Origin of the sequence: Streptomyces sp. NPDC021080 (assembly GCF_044333225.1) — a bacterium.
Taxonomy (GTDB): Bacteria; Actinomycetota; Actinomycetes; order Streptomycetales; family Streptomycetaceae; genus Streptomyces.
Map to the genome: position 1 here is coordinate 76,540 of NZ_JBIRQM010000015.1, position 18,489 is coordinate 95,028.

The window sequence follows — 18,489 nt, forward strand, 5'->3', positions numbered from 1 at the left end:
GCGCCTTCCCGGAGCGCGGGCGCGGCGTCGCGTGCCGTTCGGCGGCCGGTGGAACGCTCGGGGGCCGCGAGGTTGTCCACAGGCTGGGGGCCTCGTCGGCGCGAGACGGGCCGGGCCAGGCACTATGGGGCCATGACTGAGAGCACCAGGTCCACCGAGCCGCAGCAGCAGGACATGCCCGACTGGGAGAAGCGCTTCCGGGCACCGCGGGTGTCGCTGCCGGACTGGGCGGAGGACGCCCCGCACCGCTCCCTGTTCGTCTCGAACGCGACAGGGACGTACGAGCTGTACGCGTGGGACCGCGAGACGGGCGAGCAGCGCCAGGTCACCCACCGGGCGAACGGCACGACGGACGGGGTGCTCTCGCCCGACGGCGCGTGGATCTGGTGGTTCGACGACAAGGACGGCGACGAGTTCGGCGTCTGGCGCCGCCGCCCCTTCGACGCCGCCCTGGTCGTGGGCGCCGTGGACGAGCCGGCGGTTCCCGGCCTCGACCCCTCCTACCCCGCGGGCCTCGCCATCGGCCGCGACGGGCGCACGGCCGTGGTGGGCCGCTCGACGGACGAGGACGGATCGACGATCCACGTGGCCCGCGCCGGTGAGGCCCCGGTGGAGATCTACCGGCACCGCGAGTCGGCCGGGGTCGGTGACCTCTCGCACGACGGCTCGCTGATCGCCGTCGAGCACACCGAGCACGGCGACGCCATGCACTCGGCGCTCAAGGTGCTGCGCCCGGACGGTTCGGCGGTCGCCGAGCTGGACGACACCGAGGGCGGCACGGTCGAGCTGGGCCTGGAGGTGCTGGGCTTCGCCCCCGTCGACGGGGACAGCCGGCTGCTCATCGGGCACCAGCGGCGCGGCCGCTGGGAGCCCCTGGTGTGGGACGTGTCGACCGGCGAGCAGACCGACCTGGGCCTGGACCTCCCCGGTGACGTGGCCGCCGAGTGGTATCCGGACGGCTCGGCCCTCCTCATCGCCCACAGTTTCGAGGCGCGCAGCAACCTGTGGCGCTACGACCTCGCCTCCGGCGAGCTGACCGAGGTCGCGACGCCGCCCGGCACGGTCTCCGGGGCGACGGCCCGCCCGGACGGGACCGTGGAGTACCTGTGGTCGTCGGCGGCCGAGCCCTCGGCGGTCCGGTCGACGACCGGCGAGATCGTCCTGGACCCGCCCGGCGAGAAGTCCCCGGGCTCCGTGCCCGTGGAGGACGTCTGGGTCGAAGGACCCGGCGGCCGCGTCCACGCCCTGATCCAGAAGCCGGCCGGCACCACCGGCCCGCTGCCCACCGTCTTCGAGATCCACGGCGGCCCCACCTGGCACGACAGCGACTCGTTCGCGGCGGGCCCGGCGGCCTGGGTCGACCACGGCTACGCGGTCGTCCGCGTCAACTACCGCGGCTCCACGGGGTACGGCCGGGCCTGGACCGACGCGCTCAAGCACCGTGTCGGCCTCATCGAGCTGGAGGACATCGCGGCGGTCCGCGAATGGGCCGTCACCTCCGGTCTGGCCGACCCCGACCGGCTGATCCTCACCGGTGGTTCCTGGGGCGGCTACCTCACCCTCCTCGGCGTCGGCACCCAGCCCGACGCGTGGGCCCTCGGCATCGCCGCCGTCCCGGTCGCCGACTACGTCACGGCGTACCACGACGAGATGGAGGCGCTGAAGGCCATGGACCGCACGCTCCTCGGCGGCACCCCGGAGGAGGTCCCCGAACGTTTCGAGGCGTCCTCCCCGCTGACCTACGTCGACGCGGTCAAGGTCCCCGTGTACATCTCGGCGGGGGTCAACGACCCCCGCTGCCCCATCCGCCAGATCGACAACTACGTCACCCGCCTCGCCGCCCGCGAGGCCGTCCACGAGGTCTACCGCTACGACGCGGGCCACGGCTCCCTGGTCGTCGACGAACGCATCAAGCAGGTCCGCCTGGAACTGGACTTCGCGGAGCGGCACCTGGGCAGGTGACACCGATGTGACGCCGGGCGGCCCCGGGGCTCTGCCGCGGAGTCCGGGGGCCGGGCCGGCACCGGACCTCCCGGCACGGGCCGGTATCGGCCCTCCCGGCACGGGCCGGTATCGGCCGCACGCCGGGCCGGGCCTGCTCTACGTGCCGACCCGGTCCTGCTCTACGCGCCGGCCCGTTGCCGGGGCCGTCGGCCGAGCAGTTCCGCCAGCCCCCGGCGCGTGGCGGCGAGCACCACACGGTCCTCGGGCCGCAGGACATAGGTGGAGGGCAGGTCCCACACCAGCCGGGGACCGCCCGGGGCGGACGCGGCGGCCGCCCGGCGCTCTTCGGGGGTCGCCGTGTCCAGCGCGAGCACGCGCCACGCTCCCGCCCGGAACGCCTCCCCCACCGTGCGCCCCTCCAACTGCGGATGCCCGCCCACGTCCACCGCGGCGAACAGCAGCACCCGCCGCTCGACGGGGATCGCCCCGAGGATCTGCCGCCCGAGCATCGCCCCGGCGAACGCGGGCGCGGCCAGATGGGACACGCTGCGGCTCCGGGTGAGCGCGCCGGGGTGCGCGGCCCGCAGGGTGCGGTAGACGGCGGTCGCGAAGTCGTCGTCGTACAGCCGCAGGACGACCCGGAGATCGGGCCGCAGGGTCCGTGCCGAGAGGACGGCCTCCAGGTTCATCGTGTCCGCGCTGGTCAGCGCCAGCAGCGCGTGCGCCCGGTGGATCTTGGCGGCCTCCAGCACCCCCTCCTGCGTGACGTCCCCCAGCACCACGGGCACCCGCAGTCTCCGTGCCAGCGCGAGCCCCCGGGCCTCGGGATCGGCCTCCACGCACACCACGGGGATGCGCAGCTCACGCAGCCGCGACAGCACCCGCGTACCGATCTTGCCGACCCCGAGCAGCACCACGTGCCCGGACAGTCCGCGGGGCGGTTTCCGCAGAGCGGTCCCGCTGCGGAAGGTGCCGAGCGCCTCGAGCACGGCGGCGAGCAGCACCGGCAGGAGCAGCAACCCGACCATCCCCGAGCAGAGCTGGAGGATCTGCCGCCCCAGCGGCTGCCCGATGGCCGGATCGTTGATGGCGAAGAGATCGAGCAGTGTCAGATAGGTCGCCTGGAGCGGCTGCTCCTCGGTGACCAGCATCGACGCCACGGCGAGTCCGACCACACACGCGACGAGTCCCGCGAACGACCAGCGCAGACGCCGGGACAGCAGCGAGCCGAACCACGGCACGACACCCCGCCCCGAGCCCAGTTCGGGACCGGAGTACGAGACGTTCTCCAGGACGACGATGCCGCGCCCGGTGGCGGCGGCCACTGCCCTTTCGTCGGGCAGCAGTTGGGGCCCCTGTGTACCGCTGCTCTCCGAACCGTCCGCGCCCGCCGGGTCGTTGGTCGTGGCGGACAGCAACGCCAGCGTGCACAGCCCCGGATCGGCGACCTCGCCCGGACCGGGCGGCGGCCGCTCCACCGCGCGCAGCATCAGCCCGTCGGTCTGGACGACCTTGCTGGTGCCGGCGACGGCGGTCGCGGCGAGGGCGGGCGCGGCCGTGTCGGCGTCGGACAGCACGGTGGTGGAGGCGTCGTAGGCCGCGCCGTTCCCGCCGGCCCGGGAGCCGTCCGCCCCCGGGTCGCCGGCACCGGGTGCACCGTCGGCCGCGGCAGCGGCGGCCGCCAGTGCCGAGGCCTGGTCGAGGAGGGCCTCGATGTGCTGTCCGAGCCGCCGGTTGTAGAGCCGCAGGACCAGCCGGATCCGCGGGTTGAGCCGCCGGGCGGTGAGCGCGGCACGGATGTTGGTCTCGTCGTCGTCGTACACGAGGGCGAGCGCGGCGGCCCGTTCGACACCCGCGTAGGCGAGCGCACCCTCGGTGAGCTCGGCGGCCTCGACGATCCGCTCGGACCCGGGCGGCTCATCGCTCCCGCCGGTTCCGCCGGTCCCGCTCCCACCGTTCCCGCCTCCGCCCCCGTTCCCGGAGGCCCGGTTCACCGCCGCGGACACCCGGTCGAACAGGGCCGTGGCCCGAGTCCGCCCGACGACCGGCGGCCGCACACCGTGCTGCGCGGGCGGCACCACCAGGGTCACCCGCTCGCCGTACACCCCGCGCAATTCGGCGGCCAGCCGATGAGCCAGGGCGTCGTCCCCGGCCACCACCATGTGCTCGGCGGTGTCACCCGGCGCGCTCTGAGACGGAAGATTCCCCACGAGGGAGAAGACTGCCGTACGGATACGGGCGGTTCCAGTGGGGAGGCGGAACGGCCCTTCGTCCGCACCGCGCGGGTGCCGGGGTCCTGGACCGGACCGGCCGCCGGCAGTTCGGCACCGGTCGGCACGTACTCCTTGCCGACGGGTACTTGCCCGAAGCGTCGGCCGCTTGTCGCTCCTGGCCGCCAGGCCTGGGACGAAGCAGACCGGAAGCAAGGGGAGCTGACCACTCCTCTTCGCTGGAGGGCACCGTGACACCCGGTCTCGGATTCTTTCCTCGCCTTTTTTGCGCAGAGATCCTTTGCGCTGCCCGAAAATAATCCGAGGACCGCCGCGAATGCCCGGGCGGCATGAAACACCTCCTCAAGAAAGCCTCAACTCCCTTGAAGCGGGCGGTTTTACGGAGAGATCATCGATCCGTAAGGATCATGCTGTGTGGTGCGGAAGGGCATCCAGGCCGTGACCAGGTCCCGCGATGCCTCGTTCTGCCACGTCATCGGGATGCCCCGCAGCACTCATGCGCCATGGCGAACGAACGCACGCCGGAACCGGGGCGCGGCAGGAAAGACGATGACGGGGAGGTGCGTGTTGGTGCACGCAAAGGGACTTGAAGTGGATTCCGTTTCGAAATGGTACGGACCCCGAAGAGCCCTTCATTCCATATCCTTCGGCGTCGCGCCGGGTGAGCTCTTCGGTTTCGTCGGGGGAAACGGCGCGGGAAAGACCACCACCATGCGCATCGTCGTCGGTGTCCTGGAGAGCGACGGCGGAGCCGTGCGGTGGGACGGCGAGGACGCCACTCCCGAGATCCGCGCGGGAGTCGGGTACATGCCGGAAGAACGCGGGCTGTATCCCAAGATGACGGTGGGCGATCATCTCGTCTATCTGGCACGGCTCCATGGCCTGCCCAGGCAGGAGGCCGTCGTCTCCATGCTGCACTGGACCGACCGCCTGGACGTGGACCGGTACCGCGACAAGGAGATCGAGACGCTGAGCCTCGGCAACCGCCAGCGGGTACAACTGGCTGCGGCGCTGGTCCACCGGCCCTCGTTCCTGCTCCTGGACGAGCCGTTCTCCGGGCTGGACCCGCTGGCCGTGGACACCATGAGCGACATCCTGCGCGAGAAGACCGCCGAGGGTGTGCCCGTGCTGTTCTCCAGCCACCAACTGGACCTGGTGGAGCGGCTGTGCGACCGGGTCGGCATCGTCGCCGACGGGGCTCTCGTGGCCTGTGGCACCGTGGACGAGCTCAGCGCCGACGGCGGAACGCATCTGTACATCGAGGTGGACGGCGCGTCCCCGGACTGGCTCGAACGCGTGGAAGGCATCGAGTCGGCGCGACCGGAGGGTGCGGGGACGGCTGTGCGCCTCCGGGCGGGCCATGACGAGAACCGGCTCGTGCGGCACGCCCTGTCGGCGGGGAACCTGCGGGCCTTCCACCGCCGCCGGGCGGGCCTGCCGGAGCTCTTCCGCCACTATGTCTCCGCGGGCCAGGAGTCTCGTCACGACGTTCTTTCGGACGGACAGGAACCGGGCCCGACGCCCCGGGAGAAGGTGACGACATGACAGAGTCCGGCATCCGTCGGCCGTCATGGTGGGCGACCGTGTCCCTGGTGACGCGGAGGGAGATCACGGCCCGGGTGAGGACCCGCGCCTTCGCGCTCGGCACGCTGGCGAACATCGCCGCGATCCTGGGCCTCCTCTTCTTCTTCGGTCCGTCCCGGGGCGAGGACGTTCCGGCCGTCGCCGTCACGGGCGCCTCGGTCCTCGACCTGGCCCCCGGCGGCGACCGGGCCCACGGCCCCGTGGACTGGAGAGGGGCGTCCACCCCCGGCGCGGCCCGCCGGCAGGTGGCTGACAAGAAGGTGGACGCCGCTCTCCTGGTGCACGACGGCCGGACGCGGCTGGTCGTACGACGGGACACCCCCGACCAGGTACGAGCCGCTGTCTCCGCGGCGGTGCAGCAGTGGGCCACCGGCCGTGCGCTACGGGCCCAGCACACCGACATGACTCTGCTGCACCGACAGGTGGTGCGGGCGCAGCCCGTCACGCAGACCCTGGGCGGGACCGCCGCGGGAGGCACGGCCCTCGGCGCCGCCGTGGGTGTCGTGACCGTTCTCTTCTTCCAGGTGTTCGGCTACGGGATGCTGGTGGCGCAAGGAGTGGTGGAGGAGAAGTCCACACGGGTCGTGGAGGTTCTGCTCTCCACGATCACGCCCCTACGGCTGATGACGGGCAAGGTGCTCGGCATCGGGGCGGCGGCGCTGCTCCAGATGCTGCTGTTCGCCGCGGCGGTCATGGGCGCCGATCAGCTCTGGGGCATCCTGCCCGGCGGTTTCCCCGCGGCCCCTGCCCTGCTGGCGGCTGTCGGCTGGTTCGTCCTGGGCTTCGTCTTCTTCGCGTTCCTCTTCGCCGCCGCCGGATCCCTTGTGTCACGGGCCGAGGACGTGTCGGCCACGGTCATGCCGGTGCTGATGACCACGATGGTGCCCTACGGTGCGGCGGTAGCGGCTGTCTCCGACCCGACGGCCGCCTGGGTGAACGTCCTCCGATACGTTCCGCCCTTCTCCACGCTGATCATGCCCTTGCAGGTCAGCGTGGGCGCGGCCGGCTGGCTGCCGAACGTGGTAGCCGCCCTGTTCCTCCTCGCGGCGGCGGCGGGCCTGGCCGCATTCGCGTCCCATGTGTACGAGCGGTCCATCCTGCGCGTGGGGGCGGCGGTGCGATGGCGCTCCGCGCTCTTCACGTCCGGCCGGGCAGGCGTCGCACCCACGCCAGACTGAGACCGGCAGGTACACGGCCGCGACGACGGGGCGGTCCGGAGAGCCGGTATCCGGACCGCCCCGAACACCCCGTACCCGGGACCGGACCCGCGGTGAAGCTGACCGAGCCGCCCTCGGCCACCTCGGTGGGCGACGGCCGGCCCTTCACTTTCACCCTGCGGATCGACAAGGCGGTTCCCGGGGGCCAAGGGTTCGGTGACCCTCGATCAGCAGCCGAAGAAGTGCGGGGCAGCAGCCGAAGAAGCACGGGGCCGGGTCTCTGACCTGTGCCCCTGCAACCGACCGATGCTGCGACCTCGACCTCGACCCGGCTGTCGGTGGTTGTCGGCGTTGGCCGTCGCCGAGCATTCTCGGACGGCCCCGACGGCCCCGAGTGGGCCTATAAGAGCCCGGCCCTTGATCAAGGGGGAAAGCACAGCAGGATCAGAGCGCCGACAGGGATGACCTCACGCCTGAGGCGACGTTCCTCCGTACCTGGTCGAGACCGGGCACTGCCTTCGCCGATCCCCGAACGGTGTGACCTGTGAGGCCCACGCCTGGCCTTGGCCTCACCGGTAGTCCTCCGGGTGACCCTGCATCCAAGCATTGATCTTGTCCCGCGTTCCGGTGAGCAGGGTCTGGTGCTTTTTGAGGTTCTCGAAGGACCTGTCGTCGCCCAGTCCGGCCCGCAGTTTCGCGATCCACGCGAGAGGTTCCTTGAAATGTCCGGGGCCCTGGGGGTCTGCTTTCATCGCCCCGTCGAGTCTGTTGAGCTCATCGAGCACCCGCCCGAGGAAGTACTCGCAGTTCCCCGGGGTGGTGCACCCGTCGTTATAGGTGGCTTGAAGCCCGGCGAACGCGTCGCGGACCTTCTCGACTCCCGGTGTCGGTTCCGCCGTGTTCGGGGCGGGCGGCTCCTCGGTCGCGGGGGCCGATGCCGCTTTGCGGATATCGCGGACGGGCGCCTTCCCATCGCTCGAAGTCGTGTCCGGGCTGCCGGAGCAGGAGAGCAACAGTGATGCCAGGGCCACACCGAGCGTGGAGGCGCCGAGAGCGCGCCGTGCGCGCATATTGATCATGCCGCGTACGACTGCTCAGGGGGCTCACCGGTTGTGCTGCGTACCGGACTGCGCTGCGTTCTCACCGGCGCGGGTACACCACTGCGCGCGCCCACCAGGGGCGGCGGAGTCCCGGCCGCCGGATCACGACGCAGATCCTCCGCCACTCGGAGATCGCGGTCACGACGGAGGTCTGCACGCGGACTTGGTGTCGGTCGGTGTGGGCGCCGGTGGGCCCCGCGCAGGCACTTGCCGTCCACCGCGTACGCACGCCGCTTCGGCGTGGGACGAACGTTGCCTGTCGCGGCACTAGCCAACGCCCACCCCGGCGGAACGAATACGGCGAGACCTCCACCAACCCCAGACCGTGTGGCCCACCAGAGCGACCGCAACGGCAACAGCCGTGAACCGAACGGTGGTCCAGGTGCCCAGAACAACCTGACTAGGCCCGCGCGACTCCATCTCCAGACGCATGGAAGTCTCATAAAAAGCCACCAGGGGAACAAGCAGTCGGAAGAACAGGCCGCCGATGCCCGGCACCCGTGCGATGTTCCCCAGGAGCCCAAGGGGTGCTCCGAAGAAGAATGCCAGCACACCCCAGAGGGCGATTCCGGACGACCCCGCACCTGAGGAATCCAGTCCACCCAGGGAGGCCAGGTCTTCCTTGGTCAGGTAGTAGGTCACGACACCGACAGCCAGCCCCAGAGGCGCGAGAACAACCGATTCGATTTTGGACCGGCGGAAATAACCCACCAGAAACGCGTAACAGGCCCACGGCCACCCACCGGTGAAAACGGCGCCCACGGCCGCACCCGGACGGCCACCCCAATGCTCAGCGGTAGGCCCTGTCAGGCCGAGTAACAAGCCAAGCCCGAGTGGCGCCGCAAACGACGCGGCCCGAGCGCCCCGAAAGTTCACTCTCTCCCCTTGCGATCCTCATGCGGCATTGCTCCGGGCCCGTGTGCGCCCGGAGTGATGCCCCGCCCGAGGGAGGTCAACCCTCGTCACGGTGGACACATTTATTCATTGATCGATCACGGTTGTGCTTGCTGACCTGCCTGCTCGCGGTTCAGCGGTCACGAGCTTCCCGAACTGTCGCGGCCTCAGCCCGGTGAACGGGGCTGTCCAGGAGGGTTCCGACGCCGTGATCACACCAGCCGCGGTGAGATCGTCTCATCTTGACCATGCTCCGGACCGCGGCCTCTGGCAGGGCGTATCCCGGTCGCCCGGACGGATTCCGTGTGAGATCCTCCCGCCCGTGGCTACTGAGACCGAAGTGGGAGAGCTGTTGCACCAGCGTGGCTGGCGGACGGCATTCACGGTCGCAGAAAGGGTGAACGCGTGGGCCACCCTGGCAGGTGCCATTGAGCGCGGCTACGGCGACGACATCTACGAGTACACCAACGACCTCTACTGCCGAAACTGGCTGCACGAGGCGTGGCTCCTGCTGGACGACCACATCGTCCAGCTCTGGACCCCGCAGATCAAAGCGCTGGACGACCGGTACAGGGCGGCGACCGTCGACGACGACGGCCAGGCGCTCGAGCAGTTCCACGGGCTGCCCGGCCCCGACCTGTGGTGGTGGAGGCGACACCCTCGCATCCTCACCGGAGACCTCGGGCGTTCGCTTCGCTCGGCCGGTGCCATCGGCACCGACCCTGACACGATATGACCCTCGGCCTCGCGGAGTGACGGGACAACTCTCAAGGGCGGTCCCGTAAGTGTGGGACAGCCGCAGCCTGGTCAGGTGCTCTGGTCCCTCCACAGATCCCGCTCTTCCAGAGTCCCGAACCGTACGTCTCCGCGTTCAAGGTCGACAAGGATGGGCCAACAGTCCAACAGTTGTTCTCTCGCATCCCGCGAGGCGAGGTACTGCGCGGAGTTGTAAGGCACGATCAAGAGCCTGTCGCTTTCCCGAACTCGCCCTGCGTCGATGGCCAGAGGCGGCTCGTAATCGCCCTGGCTGTCGGCAAGAAATGCCGCCGCGAGCTGCAGAGCCTCGTCCTGTTCCATCATTCGTCTCCATTCCGGCGACTCGGCCGAGGCACCCTGCCCGTCCTGAGGCGATCTTCGGGCAGCACGTGTGATCAGAGCGTCGGAGCCGTCCTGCACGGCCCCCTTCACCGGGCTGGGCCCCACCTCGCCGCCATCCTCACCCGACTCCCGGTCGGCAACGGCTTCCAGCGCTACGACGCCTGGGGCGAGAGGCGCAGGCAGACGTCGGTTTCCGGGAAAAGAGAGGCGAGGGTCGGACGTGTGTGCGAGTCTCCGGGCGTGAGCGGATCTTTCAGGGTGCACAGCGTGTTCGCGGCCGTGCTCGCCGTCGCCCTTCTGCTGTTCGTCGCGGTCACCTGGCTGCCGGGGCCCTCGCTCGTGGACGGCACGGGGTGGGCCGCCCTGACCATGATCGGGGTCATCATCCTGGTGCCGGTCGCCATCGTGGTGCGCCTGCGGCTGAACGACGTGGAGGCCGAGCTGTGGCCGGCTTTCTTCGAACTGCGCCGGCCCCTGCGCAGGGCGCTCGTTGCGCTGCTGCTGACGGCCGCCGCGGCGCTCGTCCTGTCGGTGGTCCGCGGCGGCCTCGACTGGCAGAACTCGAAGGTCGAGGCGGGCCAGTACTACGCCGACTACGTCCGCACCCACTCCCGCGTCGAGTTGACGAAGGCCGGCTACGAGACCGCCGCCGAGGGCGAACAGCGTGTTCTGCTCTCGCTCGCGAGCTGCATCGCCGCCTTCGGCGCCTGCGCGACGTTCACGGCCCGCGAGATGTTCCGGGAGGACCGGCGTCCTTAAGGCCGGACCGCCCGGGCGCCGTAGCGCGCCAGTTCACGCGTGGGTGAGCCCCATCCCCCTGCCGGCCCCAGCGACGATGGCGCTCCGCCGCTGCTGCCCGAGTTCGTCCTTCCCGCCCCGGCCACCCATGTTCTGGCGAACCGCGTCCGGTTCACCCCGGTCATGGCCAGTACACGGCGCGTACTTCGCAGCTGTACTGCGGAGACCTCGGATCCGTAAATCCCGCACCCGCCGCAGATGAATGGCCCCCGCCCCGGACAGGGCAGGGGCAATGTGCACCTTCTGACCTGTAGCTCGATGGCGCTCGCCGCATACCTGTGGACTCGGTACGGGCTTTCATCCAGAGCCAGTTGGCGGAGACCGCCTGATGGCCATGCGTCGTGGCCGCGGTGACGGCGGTCTGCACTGGGACGAAAAGCGACAACGGTGGATCGCCACGGCCGATCTCGGGTTCGACCCGAGTGGGAAGCACCGTCAAGCGGGGGAGTGGCAAGACCAAGACCAAGACCGAGGCGAAGCAGAAGCTCAAGGAGGTGGTGCGGGACCACGAAGACGGCCTGGCCATCGCATCACCGACTACACGGTCAGGGACGCGGTGACGGACTGGCTGACGTACGGACTGGCTGATGTACGGACTGGCTGGGCTCGACCCCAGCACGGTCGAGACGGTGACGCTCCTGTGCCAGAAGCACGTCATTCCCTTGCTCGGTGCCCGCAAGCTGCGTGACCTGAGCGCCGAGGACGTGGATCGGTGGCCGGCCACCAGAGCGAAGAAGCTCAGCACGCGCACGCTCCAAGCGGTCCACTCCTGCTAGCGATCGGGCTGCGCTGGACCTGGAAGGACGGTGGACTCTCGCTGGCCGCGGAATGACCTGTCTTCTTGCCCTGGGTCTTGCCGGACATCTTGGTGACCTGCTGCTTCCCAGCCCAGGGGCGGTGAGCTCGGGCACCCGGTGGTCCACGTTGGTCGTCATTGGCCACTGTTGAGCAACCTCGGACGGCCCAGAGACGGCCCAGCTTTGGCGCGCTCGGCTGGCGCCGGCACCCTCGATGCGCGCCGCCTGAACCCCAGCCGACGGCAGTCAGCCACGACGGCGGGTGCGCCGACCGACCACGCACGTGTATGCCTCGCTTCACCCCCACCCGCCTCAGCCACGCTGCCTTGCCGTCGCCCAGAGCAAGCCGCGACGGCCGGCCCGTGACGACAACGCTGAGCCCTCAGCTGGGGAAGCTGAGGTGATCTACGGCTAGCTGCGAGGCTGACCTGGTGCGCCTGGAGAGGCGAAGCTGAAAACGCTCACCCCCCTGTTAGCCTCATGGTCACGTCAAGGCCTTGTCAGGTACGGCTCACAGAAGGAACCCCGTGATCAAAAGACGCTCCCTCAAGCGAATAGGCGCCGTCGCAGGCACCCTCTCCGCAGCCGTCCTCCTTACCATCACCCAGGCATCCGCCGTCTCCGCCGAAACCGAACGTGCCACCGCCGTCGATGGCCCCTCCAGCCCGGAATGCGCCCGCAGCGGAGAGTCCGCCAGCGTCGGCTGGGATGCCATCGTCTGCTACACAGCCGAAGGCGACTGGCTCGAGATCGACGACCGGAACTCGGATGGCTTCTCCGCTGTCATGGACTGGGAAATCCGCAACTCCTCCAACAGCGTCGTCCGCTATGGCTCCACCTTCAACGCGGACGGCGCGGACACCGCCCGCTGGAAGAACAAGGACTTTCCCGACAGCAACACCACCATTCGCTTCCGCGCATGCCTCGGTCATTGGTCAACCAAGTTGATCACGGCAGGCACGTGCTCCGCCTGGATATCCAGGGCCACCTGACGGCGTCGGTGCCCGCAACGCACGAGGCTCCTGTGCCGTTGAGCGAGGTGTTCGAAGCCTCAACCCAACGGCACAGGAGCCTCGTTGGTTCCCTGTCCTGCCGCCCTCGACCTCCCGCATACGGCCCGGCCTGTGAAGCGGCCTCCCTGCCCGCACCCACCACTCGCCCCAGCTGCCACCCCGTCCGCCTTCGGCCCACACGTCGTGGAGCGGGCGTGGTTCAGGGCGTCAAGGTGGAGCGCGCCACTGTACGAACGACCTTGACGCCCTGGGCCGCGGCTGCTCGGCTCTGCCTGGGTCGAAGGTGGTCGGGATGGGAGCCCACAGCGCTCGCCACGATCCGGCCGACACTCGCGAACGGCGCCCCGACCCGTCCCGGAGCCTGAGCGCCCCCGCCGGAGGCATGTCTTGTGCTTCCCGTTTCCCTTCGTCCAGGCTCTCTCGCTCTAATTGCGCGACCGGCGTAGCCGGGGCCCAGAGCGGGGCGGAGACAGGAGCGCAGGGCCCCGGCGGTGAGCCGGGGAGCGCGCGACGAGCGGAGCGAGGAGCCTTGAACCAGCAGAGAAAGTTTGAATCACGTCGTGCTCGCGGGTCTTGCCTTGTCCCGTCTCAGCTGAACGAGCGCTGCGCCGATACGGGACATCACCGAGTACCTCTATGATCGCGCCGACCGTAGCCCTCGTGATCTGTTGCTAGCTCTCCCGGTTAGCGCAATCACACGAGTCACCAGGGGCGGGGTGTGAGAGAGGGGCGTGCAGTGCAATTTGCGGTTCGGGGTAGAGCGCGCCGTCGCGTTGGGTGCGCAGCGCTCGTCTTGGCCTTCGGCTACTGGCTGGTCGTCGGTCTTCATCTGCCGTCCTGGGATGCGATCGCCTGGGGGGAAGACTGTGGAAAGAACAGCCGGAGTGATGCGGCCGAACTCTCCCGGGCGTGGAATGTTTCGTTGCCGGCAGAGGCGGACCAGGTCTATCACTGCGTGGACGGGCAGGGCCTCCCGTATGCCGGTACGTCGCACTTCCTCTTTGTAATTCCTGAAGACCGTGTTAAATCCTATTTCCAGTCGATTGGTGTCGAGCTGAAGTCCAGCTATGGTCCTGGGCCTTGGCAGGGCTTCGAAGAGGTTGGGCAACTGGCTGGGCGCGACGTCTCCAAGGTGACGCGGTACGAGTCCGGTTCGGTGTCCCGGGGCGGAGCCACTTACAACCTGTTCGTCGACGAAGATGACGCCACCTCGTCTGCCGTGTACGTCGAAGTCCTATCGGCGGGGTGAAGCAGCTGCTTGGCCACTCGTCCGACGAGGCTCCCTCGCCTGCTCTGGATGCTGGGGCAGTAGGGACTCCCCTGGAGAGTCCTCATGGGAGGGCGTCCACCCTTCACGCCAACGAGTACGTCTGAACGATCGCTGAGCCGGGGTGCTCCCCAGACATTGGTGTAGAACGCTGGGTATGGGGAGTGAGCGGCAGGAACGAATGCGGGTGCTGGGGGCACTTCTTCGGGCTCTGCGAGTGGATGCCGGCCTGACGGGTGCCGTGTTGGCGCAGCGGGCTGGAGTGGGGCAGCCGACGGTTTCCAAGGTGGAGAACGGGCGGATGGTTCCCAGTCGTGACGTCCTCGACCGTCTGACCGGAGCTCTCGGTCTGGATGCCTCTGCTGTCTCGGAGTTGCGGTCGGCTCTCGCAGAAGTCGAGTCGGCTCCTTCCGTGAGCGCAGACGAGACGTTGTCGGGCTTGGGTGCTCCTACAGATGCCGTTGTCGACCTGGCGGTGCGTGGGGCCCGGCTCGTTCGGTCGTTCCAGTGCGTGGTTCTGCCGGCCCTGCTTCAGAGCGCCGAGTACGCACGGCATGTCTTCGCGAGCACCCCAGGCGCGGATGCTGCTGCGGTAGGTAAGGCTGTTGCGGCTCGGGTGGAGCGGCAGAGCGTCTTGTACGAACCTGGGCGAGAGTCGGTCTTCGTGGTGACGGAGGGCGTGCTGCGGACGTGGCCCGGCAGTCCGGCGTTGATGCTTGCTCAGCTCGACCGGCTGCTCGCGGTGGAGAGCCTGACCACTGTGCGGTTCGGGGTGCTCCCGTGGGATCGACCGGTGCCGGTGATGCCGCGGCACGGTTTCGCCTTGTGCGACCAGGACACGGTGGTCGTGGAGACCTTCCGGGGTGAGCGGGCGGAGAAAGATCCGGACGTGTTCGCGTGGTACGAGGAGTCGTTCGCCCAGTTCGAGGGGGCGGCCGTCTTCGGGGATGAGGCGCGGGAGCTGTTGGTGCGGATCATGGGTGATCTGCGAGTCCTGGCTGAGGACGTCACTCCATAGAGGAATAATTCCTCTGAATGCCTAGAGGGTTGGCGTGTCAAGGAATACTCTGCCTGTGTGCTGTCTAGCCCTCTAGACGAGGAGTATTCCTCGCTTGCGAAGTGGTGCCGTCCGTTCCCTGGCCTGCCGCAACAGGTCGCTGAAGCCCGATACTTCGTCGCTGCGTTGATGGAGGCCGAGGGCCCCGCATGGTGGAGAACGCCGTCCTCATCGTCAGTGAGCTGGCGTCCAACGCCGTCCGGCATTCCCGGAGCGGCCGCAAGGGCGGCTGGTTTCTCGTGATCGTCGCACTCGACGACGACCGGGTACGCATCGAGGTGATCGACGAAGGAGGCGACGGCAGGCCGCAGCTGCTCGCCGCCAATGACTGGGAGGAGGAAGGTGGGCGCGGGCTGTTGCTGATGGCGACCTGTGCCAAGGACTGGGAAGTGAAGGAGCGGATGCACGGCCGATCCGTCTGGGCCGAACTCGCGCGAGCTGGCACATGATCCCCGCTGCTCTGGCAGACCGCCTTGCCCGCGCCGCAGGCGACGGGGGGTGAGCCCTCGCGGGGTTCCTGGCTATCGGTCCGGCTTCTACGTGGTTGATGTTCGAACGGGACGGCGTCTCCCGCCCGAACCGTCTAGGGCCCTGGACTCCTGGGTGCGTCTAGGAGGTGTGGGTATGTCGGACGAGTTGCAGCGGATCGCGGCCATCGATGATCCGTACTTGCTGCTGCGTGAGGTCACGACCAGGTTGGCCGACGCGCAGCAGGAAGTCACGGAACTCGCTCGGCTGCGTCGGCGTGTGGTCCAGGACCTGCACGCGCAGGGGTTGTCGTATGCGCAGATTGCCGAAAAGGCGGGCCTGAGCCGAGGGCGGATTCACCAGATCCGGCACACCGGGCCTGCACCGGAGGGTGCTTTCCTGGGCGCGGGCGCCGTCACTGTCGTCACCCCGTTGCGGTGGGACAGCGAGAAGAAGCGGCCGGTCGTGGCCATGGCCGACATGAACTCCGGGAAGCGGCTCGAAGAGCTGGCCAAGTCGTACGGGCTCGGCGTCAGCTCCGGGCACGTGCAGGTGAGCGGTGAGGCCGACCTCAACCGTGACGGCCTGGCCGTCGTCTGCGGGCCGGGCATGTCCGAGGCCGTGAGCGACTTGTACGCCCAGGACCCTGTCCTTGCCTGGGAGCATCCGGACGGTGAGCCGTGGGCCCTGGTGGACCGTCGTACCGGCACGTCGTACGGCGCCGGAGCGGACACCGAGCCGTACCGCCCGCATGACGTCGGATACCTCGGTCGGCTGCCCCGTCCGGACGGAAAGGGCTCGGTGCTCGCCATCGCCGGCATCCACACCGCGGGTTCCCTCGGCGTCGTCCATCTGCTCGCCTCCGACCTCAACGCGCTCTGGGGGCAAGTGGGTGAGCGGCACTTCTCCACGCTGGTGAGCGTCGACTACGACCCCGAGACCGACGAACCGCGCTCCGTCGAACTGCTCTGCCCCCTCTACCTGCACGACGAGGGGACGACGGCGTGAAGGTCGCCCTCGACTCGCAGCCGGCCGAACCGTCGCGGGAGAACGAGGATTTCGCTGCTGCCGTTCCCGGTGCGGCCGTCCTCCTCGACGGGGCCGGCGTGGCCGGGGCGGAGACCGGATGCGTGCACGGCATCGCGTGGTTCTCCGCGACGCTGGGCGGCCTTCTGCTGAGCGCCGTCAGCACGCAGTCGACCCGGCCGCTCGTCGAGTGCCTGGCCGACTCGATCCGGGCTGTCCGCTCCCTGCACGGGGACACCTGTGACCTGGCCCATCGGGCCAGCCCGACCAGTACGGTCGTCGCCGTCCGGGCCGGTGCGGGAGTTCTGGAGTACCTGGTACTGGGTGACTCGACGCTCCTCCTCGCCGACCTGGACGGGGAGACGACCGCCGTCACGGACCAACGGTCGGACGAGGTGGGCAAGCGCCTTCGCGCACCGGTTGATTTGCTGCCCACCGGTTCAGCTGAACACGTGGTCGCCCTGGCGGAGTACCGCGAAGCCCTCACGGGACTGCGGAACCAGCCAGGCGGATTCTGGATCGCCGGGCCTGACCCGCTGGCGGCCGAGCACGCCTTCACCGGGACGGCACCGGTGGAGTCGCTGACCTCGGTGACACTCCTGAGCGACGGCGCGACGCGACTTGTCGACCTCTTTGAACTCGCCACCTGGCAAGACACGTTGGCAGCTGTCGGGTCGGTCGGGTCGGTCGGGTCGGTCGGGTCGGTCGGGTCGGTCGGGCCCGATGGGCTGATCCGTCGTGTGCGGGAGGCGGAGGCGGGCGACCCGGACGGTCGGCGTTGGCCGCGAGGCAAGGCGCAGGATGACGCGACGATCCTGCATTGGGTTCTGGCGTAGCGCCGCGCCAGCGTTGCTAGGACTGACGGCGTGCGAAGAGGACCGCACCTGGAACGCTCTCGTCAGGGTCGATCAGCATCTGGGCCTCGACGGTGAACCCGGCATCGCGTGGCCAGGCCGTCACTTGGTCAGGCCGACGGCGGTGAACGTGGACGTTCATCGGGTGGCCGCCGTAGCCCTGCGTCTTCAGCCTCGACTCGTCGCCGACGTGAAGCCGAGCAGCGAGTGACAGCGGAACGACACCCCTGTCCCGTGCCACTGGATCTTGACCGTTCGTCATCGGACTTTGACGGACGCGAGTCTGTGTCATCGGAGTTTGATCACCGCAGGTCAGCGACTCAGCGCACCGAGGTGCGCTGAGTCGCTGACCTGCACTTATGCGCAGCGCCTCGTAAACGTGCAGGTCAGGGCGTTACGATCGTCGTGCAGGCTGCTCGATGTGTGGGGACGGTGGGGTCAGGAAGGCTTGACCGTCGAGACCGGGGTGACGGTCACCTTGTTGTCGCACTCGGCCCACCACCCGTCGTTCAGGGCGACCTGGTGCTTCCCGGAGTGCGGCAGCCCGATGACCATCGTCGGATACGCCGCCGGGGTCTTGCCCGACACGCAGTAGCCGTCGGCCTCCCCCTGGACCTGGACGAAGGTCAGCTTCACCCACGCCTTGCCGTGCGGCCGGACCGTCACGGTGGCCGCCCTGCCGGTGGGGGTGACCTTGAGCGGGGTGTTGTGGGCGGGGGAGCCGTTGCCGGCGCCCGCGACCGTCGGATGGCCCTTCAGGACGCACGTCTTCCGGGAGACGTTGGTGAACTGCACGACCGCCGCCCCGGTCCCGGTCCCGACGGGCCGGTGGACGGCCTGCCGGGCGCTGACCTGGAGGGCGGAGGCCGGGCAGGCGGGCGGCGGGGTGGAGGTGGTGGTGCTCGCCGCCATGGCGGTGCCGGGCAGGATGCCGGTCACCGCCGCCGCGACGGCCGTGACCGCCGTCGTCGCCAGAGCCGCCCTGCGAATGCCGTTGCTGTGCCGCATGCTGTCGTCCCCCTGAGTCGTCTCGTCCGCGGGTTTCGGTCGTCGGTCGTTGCCCCGCGGTACGCGTGGTCGTGGTACGTGAGTGCAGATAGGGCGGGAGAGCGACAGGGTTTCGTGCGGCGACTACTTGTGACAGAACGGTGACGACAGGCTGCACCTGTGCAGATGGCCGCCAGGGCAGACAGAAGCACCT

The 18,489-nt window shown here is 69.3% G+C and carries 16 protein-coding genes and 2 pseudogenes; 12 read left to right on the top strand and 6 right to left on the bottom strand.

The genetic code is table 11. The annotated features are described in order from the left end of the window. The first annotated feature begins 132 nt into the window (after positions 1 to 132). On the top strand, positions 133 to 1,962 hold the full coding sequence (locus ACH4S8_RS32340; RefSeq protein WP_398400403.1) for a prolyl oligopeptidase family serine peptidase: 1,830 nt from the start codon (positions 133 to 135) through the stop codon (positions 1,960 to 1,962). Between the two features lie 161 nt (positions 1,963 to 2,123). On the opposite strand, the gene ACH4S8_RS32345 is transcribed toward ACH4S8_RS32340, so the two are convergent. Beyond that, positions 2,124 to 4,106 carry an NAD-binding protein gene (locus ACH4S8_RS32345; protein WP_398400710.1) on the bottom strand — a complete coding sequence of 661 codons (1,983 nt, stop codon included), beginning with the start codon at positions 4,104 to 4,106 and terminating at the stop codon, positions 2,124 to 2,126. Between the two features lie 618 nt (positions 4,107 to 4,724). Between ACH4S8_RS32345 and ACH4S8_RS32350 the strand changes: the two genes are divergently transcribed. Both ACH4S8_RS32350 and ACH4S8_RS32355 read left to right on the top strand, forming a co-directional pair. Further along, positions 4,725 to 5,720, top strand: a complete 996-nt coding sequence (locus ACH4S8_RS32350; RefSeq protein ID WP_398400405.1) for an ABC transporter ATP-binding protein — start codon at positions 4,725 to 4,727, stop codon at positions 5,718 to 5,720. Then, complete coding sequence (locus ACH4S8_RS32355; protein WP_398400407.1) at positions 5,717 to 6,937, top strand: ABC transporter permease; 1,221 nt, start codon at positions 5,717 to 5,719, stop codon at positions 6,935 to 6,937. Before ACH4S8_RS32350 ends, ACH4S8_RS32355 begins: the two co-directional genes overlap by 4 nt. Before the next feature lie 548 nt (positions 6,938 to 7,485). On the opposite strand, the gene ACH4S8_RS32360 is transcribed toward ACH4S8_RS32355, so the two are convergent. The 3 genes and pseudogenes from ACH4S8_RS32360 to ACH4S8_RS32370 form a co-directional block, all read right to left on the bottom strand. Continuing rightward, positions 7,486 to 7,995 carry a hypothetical protein gene (locus ACH4S8_RS32360; protein ID WP_398400409.1) on the bottom strand — a complete coding sequence of 170 codons (510 nt, stop codon included), beginning with the start codon at positions 7,993 to 7,995 and terminating at the stop codon, positions 7,486 to 7,488. Between the two features lie 288 nt (positions 7,996 to 8,283). Further along, the gene (locus ACH4S8_RS32365; protein WP_398400411.1) at positions 8,284 to 8,778 is read right to left on the bottom strand and encodes a hypothetical protein; all 495 of its coding nucleotides are present in this window, start codon (positions 8,776 to 8,778) and stop codon (positions 8,284 to 8,286) included. Between the two features lie 270 nt (positions 8,779 to 9,048). Continuing rightward, positions 9,049 to 9,126, bottom strand: a pseudogene (locus tag ACH4S8_RS32370) (IS5/IS1182 family transposase); the annotation flags it as partial. Positions 9,127 to 9,232: 106 nt separating this feature from the next. Here ACH4S8_RS32370 and ACH4S8_RS32375 point away from each other — a divergent pair. Then, on the top strand, positions 9,233 to 9,646 hold the full coding sequence (locus ACH4S8_RS32375; RefSeq protein ID WP_398400413.1) for a hypothetical protein: 414 nt from the start codon (positions 9,233 to 9,235) through the stop codon (positions 9,644 to 9,646). 71 nt (positions 9,647 to 9,717) lie between these two features. On the opposite strand, the gene ACH4S8_RS32380 is transcribed toward ACH4S8_RS32375, so the two are convergent. Beyond that, entirely contained in the window at positions 9,718 to 9,990 is a 273-nt protein-coding gene (locus tag ACH4S8_RS32380; RefSeq protein ID WP_398400415.1) for a YrhB domain-containing protein, read from the bottom strand. Between the two features lie 258 nt (positions 9,991 to 10,248). Between ACH4S8_RS32380 and ACH4S8_RS32385 the strand changes: the two genes are divergently transcribed. The 8 genes and pseudogenes from ACH4S8_RS32385 to ACH4S8_RS32420 all read left to right on the top strand — a co-directional run bounded on the left by ACH4S8_RS32385 (position 10,249) and on the right by ACH4S8_RS32420 (position 17,270). Next, the gene (locus ACH4S8_RS32385) at positions 10,249 to 10,767 is read left to right on the top strand and encodes a hypothetical protein (protein WP_398400417.1); all 519 of its coding nucleotides are present in this window, start codon (positions 10,249 to 10,251) and stop codon (positions 10,765 to 10,767) included. Between the two features lie 367 nt (positions 10,768 to 11,134). Next, positions 11,135 to 11,579, top strand: a pseudogene (locus tag ACH4S8_RS32390) (site-specific integrase); the annotation flags it as partial. A 551-nt stretch (positions 11,580 to 12,130) separates the two neighbouring features. Next, positions 12,131 to 12,595: a hypothetical protein gene (locus ACH4S8_RS32395; protein ID WP_398400419.1), complete on the top strand. Its 465-nt coding sequence runs from the start codon at positions 12,131 to 12,133 to the stop codon at positions 12,593 to 12,595. 814 nt (positions 12,596 to 13,409) lie between these two features. Then, positions 13,410 to 13,865 (top strand): hypothetical protein, encoded by a 456-nt coding sequence (locus ACH4S8_RS32400; protein WP_398400421.1) that lies wholly within the window; start codon positions 13,410 to 13,412, stop codon positions 13,863 to 13,865. A gap of 199 nt (positions 13,866 to 14,064) precedes the next feature. Continuing rightward, positions 14,065 to 14,901, top strand: coding sequence for a helix-turn-helix domain-containing protein (locus ACH4S8_RS32405; protein ID WP_398400712.1), 837 nt, complete (start codon positions 14,065 to 14,067; stop codon positions 14,899 to 14,901). A 188-nt stretch (positions 14,902 to 15,089) separates the two neighbouring features. Then, complete coding sequence (locus ACH4S8_RS32410) at positions 15,090 to 15,389, top strand: ATP-binding protein (protein ID WP_398400423.1); 300 nt, start codon at positions 15,090 to 15,092, stop codon at positions 15,387 to 15,389. 175 nt (positions 15,390 to 15,564) lie between these two features. After that, positions 15,565 to 16,416 (top strand): sigma factor-like helix-turn-helix DNA-binding protein, encoded by an 852-nt coding sequence (locus ACH4S8_RS32415; RefSeq protein ID WP_398400425.1) that lies wholly within the window; start codon positions 15,565 to 15,567, stop codon positions 16,414 to 16,416. After that, positions 16,413 to 17,270 (top strand): integrase, encoded by an 858-nt coding sequence (locus ACH4S8_RS32420; protein WP_398400427.1) that lies wholly within the window; start codon positions 16,413 to 16,415, stop codon positions 17,268 to 17,270. The genes ACH4S8_RS32415 and ACH4S8_RS32420 overlap by 4 nt, the downstream gene beginning before the upstream one ends. Positions 17,271 to 17,726: 456 nt before the next feature. Here the strand turns inward: ACH4S8_RS32420 and ACH4S8_RS32425 are convergent, their stop codons facing one another. Continuing rightward, positions 17,727 to 18,296: a DUF4232 domain-containing protein gene (locus ACH4S8_RS32425; RefSeq protein WP_398400429.1), complete on the bottom strand. Its 570-nt coding sequence runs from the start codon at positions 18,294 to 18,296 to the stop codon at positions 17,727 to 17,729. Between the last annotated feature and the right edge of the window lie 193 nt (positions 18,297 to 18,489).

Coding starts and splice junctions, on each gene's coding strand:
- ACH4S8_RS32340 (WP_398400403.1), top strand. CDS start 133: ATGACTGAGAGCACCAGGTCCACCGAGCCGCAGCAGCAGGACATGCCC.
- ACH4S8_RS32425 (WP_398400429.1), bottom strand. CDS start 18,296: ATGCGGCACAGCAACGGCATTCGCAGGGCGGCTCTGGCGACGACGGCG.
- ACH4S8_RS32345 (WP_398400710.1), bottom strand. CDS start 4,106: ATGGTGGTGGCCGGGGACGACGCCCTGGCTCATCGGCTGGCCGCCGAA.
- ACH4S8_RS32350 (WP_398400405.1), top strand. CDS start 4,725: ATGACGGGGAGGTGCGTGTTGGTGCACGCAAAGGGACTTGAAGTGGAT.
- ACH4S8_RS32360 (WP_398400409.1), bottom strand. CDS start 7,995: ATGATCAATATGCGCGCACGGCGCGCTCTCGGCGCCTCCACGCTCGGT.
- ACH4S8_RS32415 (WP_398400425.1), top strand. CDS start 15,565: ATGTCGGACGAGTTGCAGCGGATCGCGGCCATCGATGATCCGTACTTG.
- ACH4S8_RS32380 (WP_398400415.1), bottom strand. CDS start 9,990: ATGATGGAACAGGACGAGGCTCTGCAGCTCGCGGCGGCATTTCTTGCC.
- ACH4S8_RS32355 (WP_398400407.1), top strand. CDS start 5,717: ATGACAGAGTCCGGCATCCGTCGGCCGTCATGGTGGGCGACCGTGTCC.
- ACH4S8_RS32405 (WP_398400712.1), top strand. CDS start 14,065: ATGCGGGTGCTGGGGGCACTTCTTCGGGCTCTGCGAGTGGATGCCGGC.
- ACH4S8_RS32410 (WP_398400423.1), top strand. CDS start 15,090: ATGGTGGAGAACGCCGTCCTCATCGTCAGTGAGCTGGCGTCCAACGCC.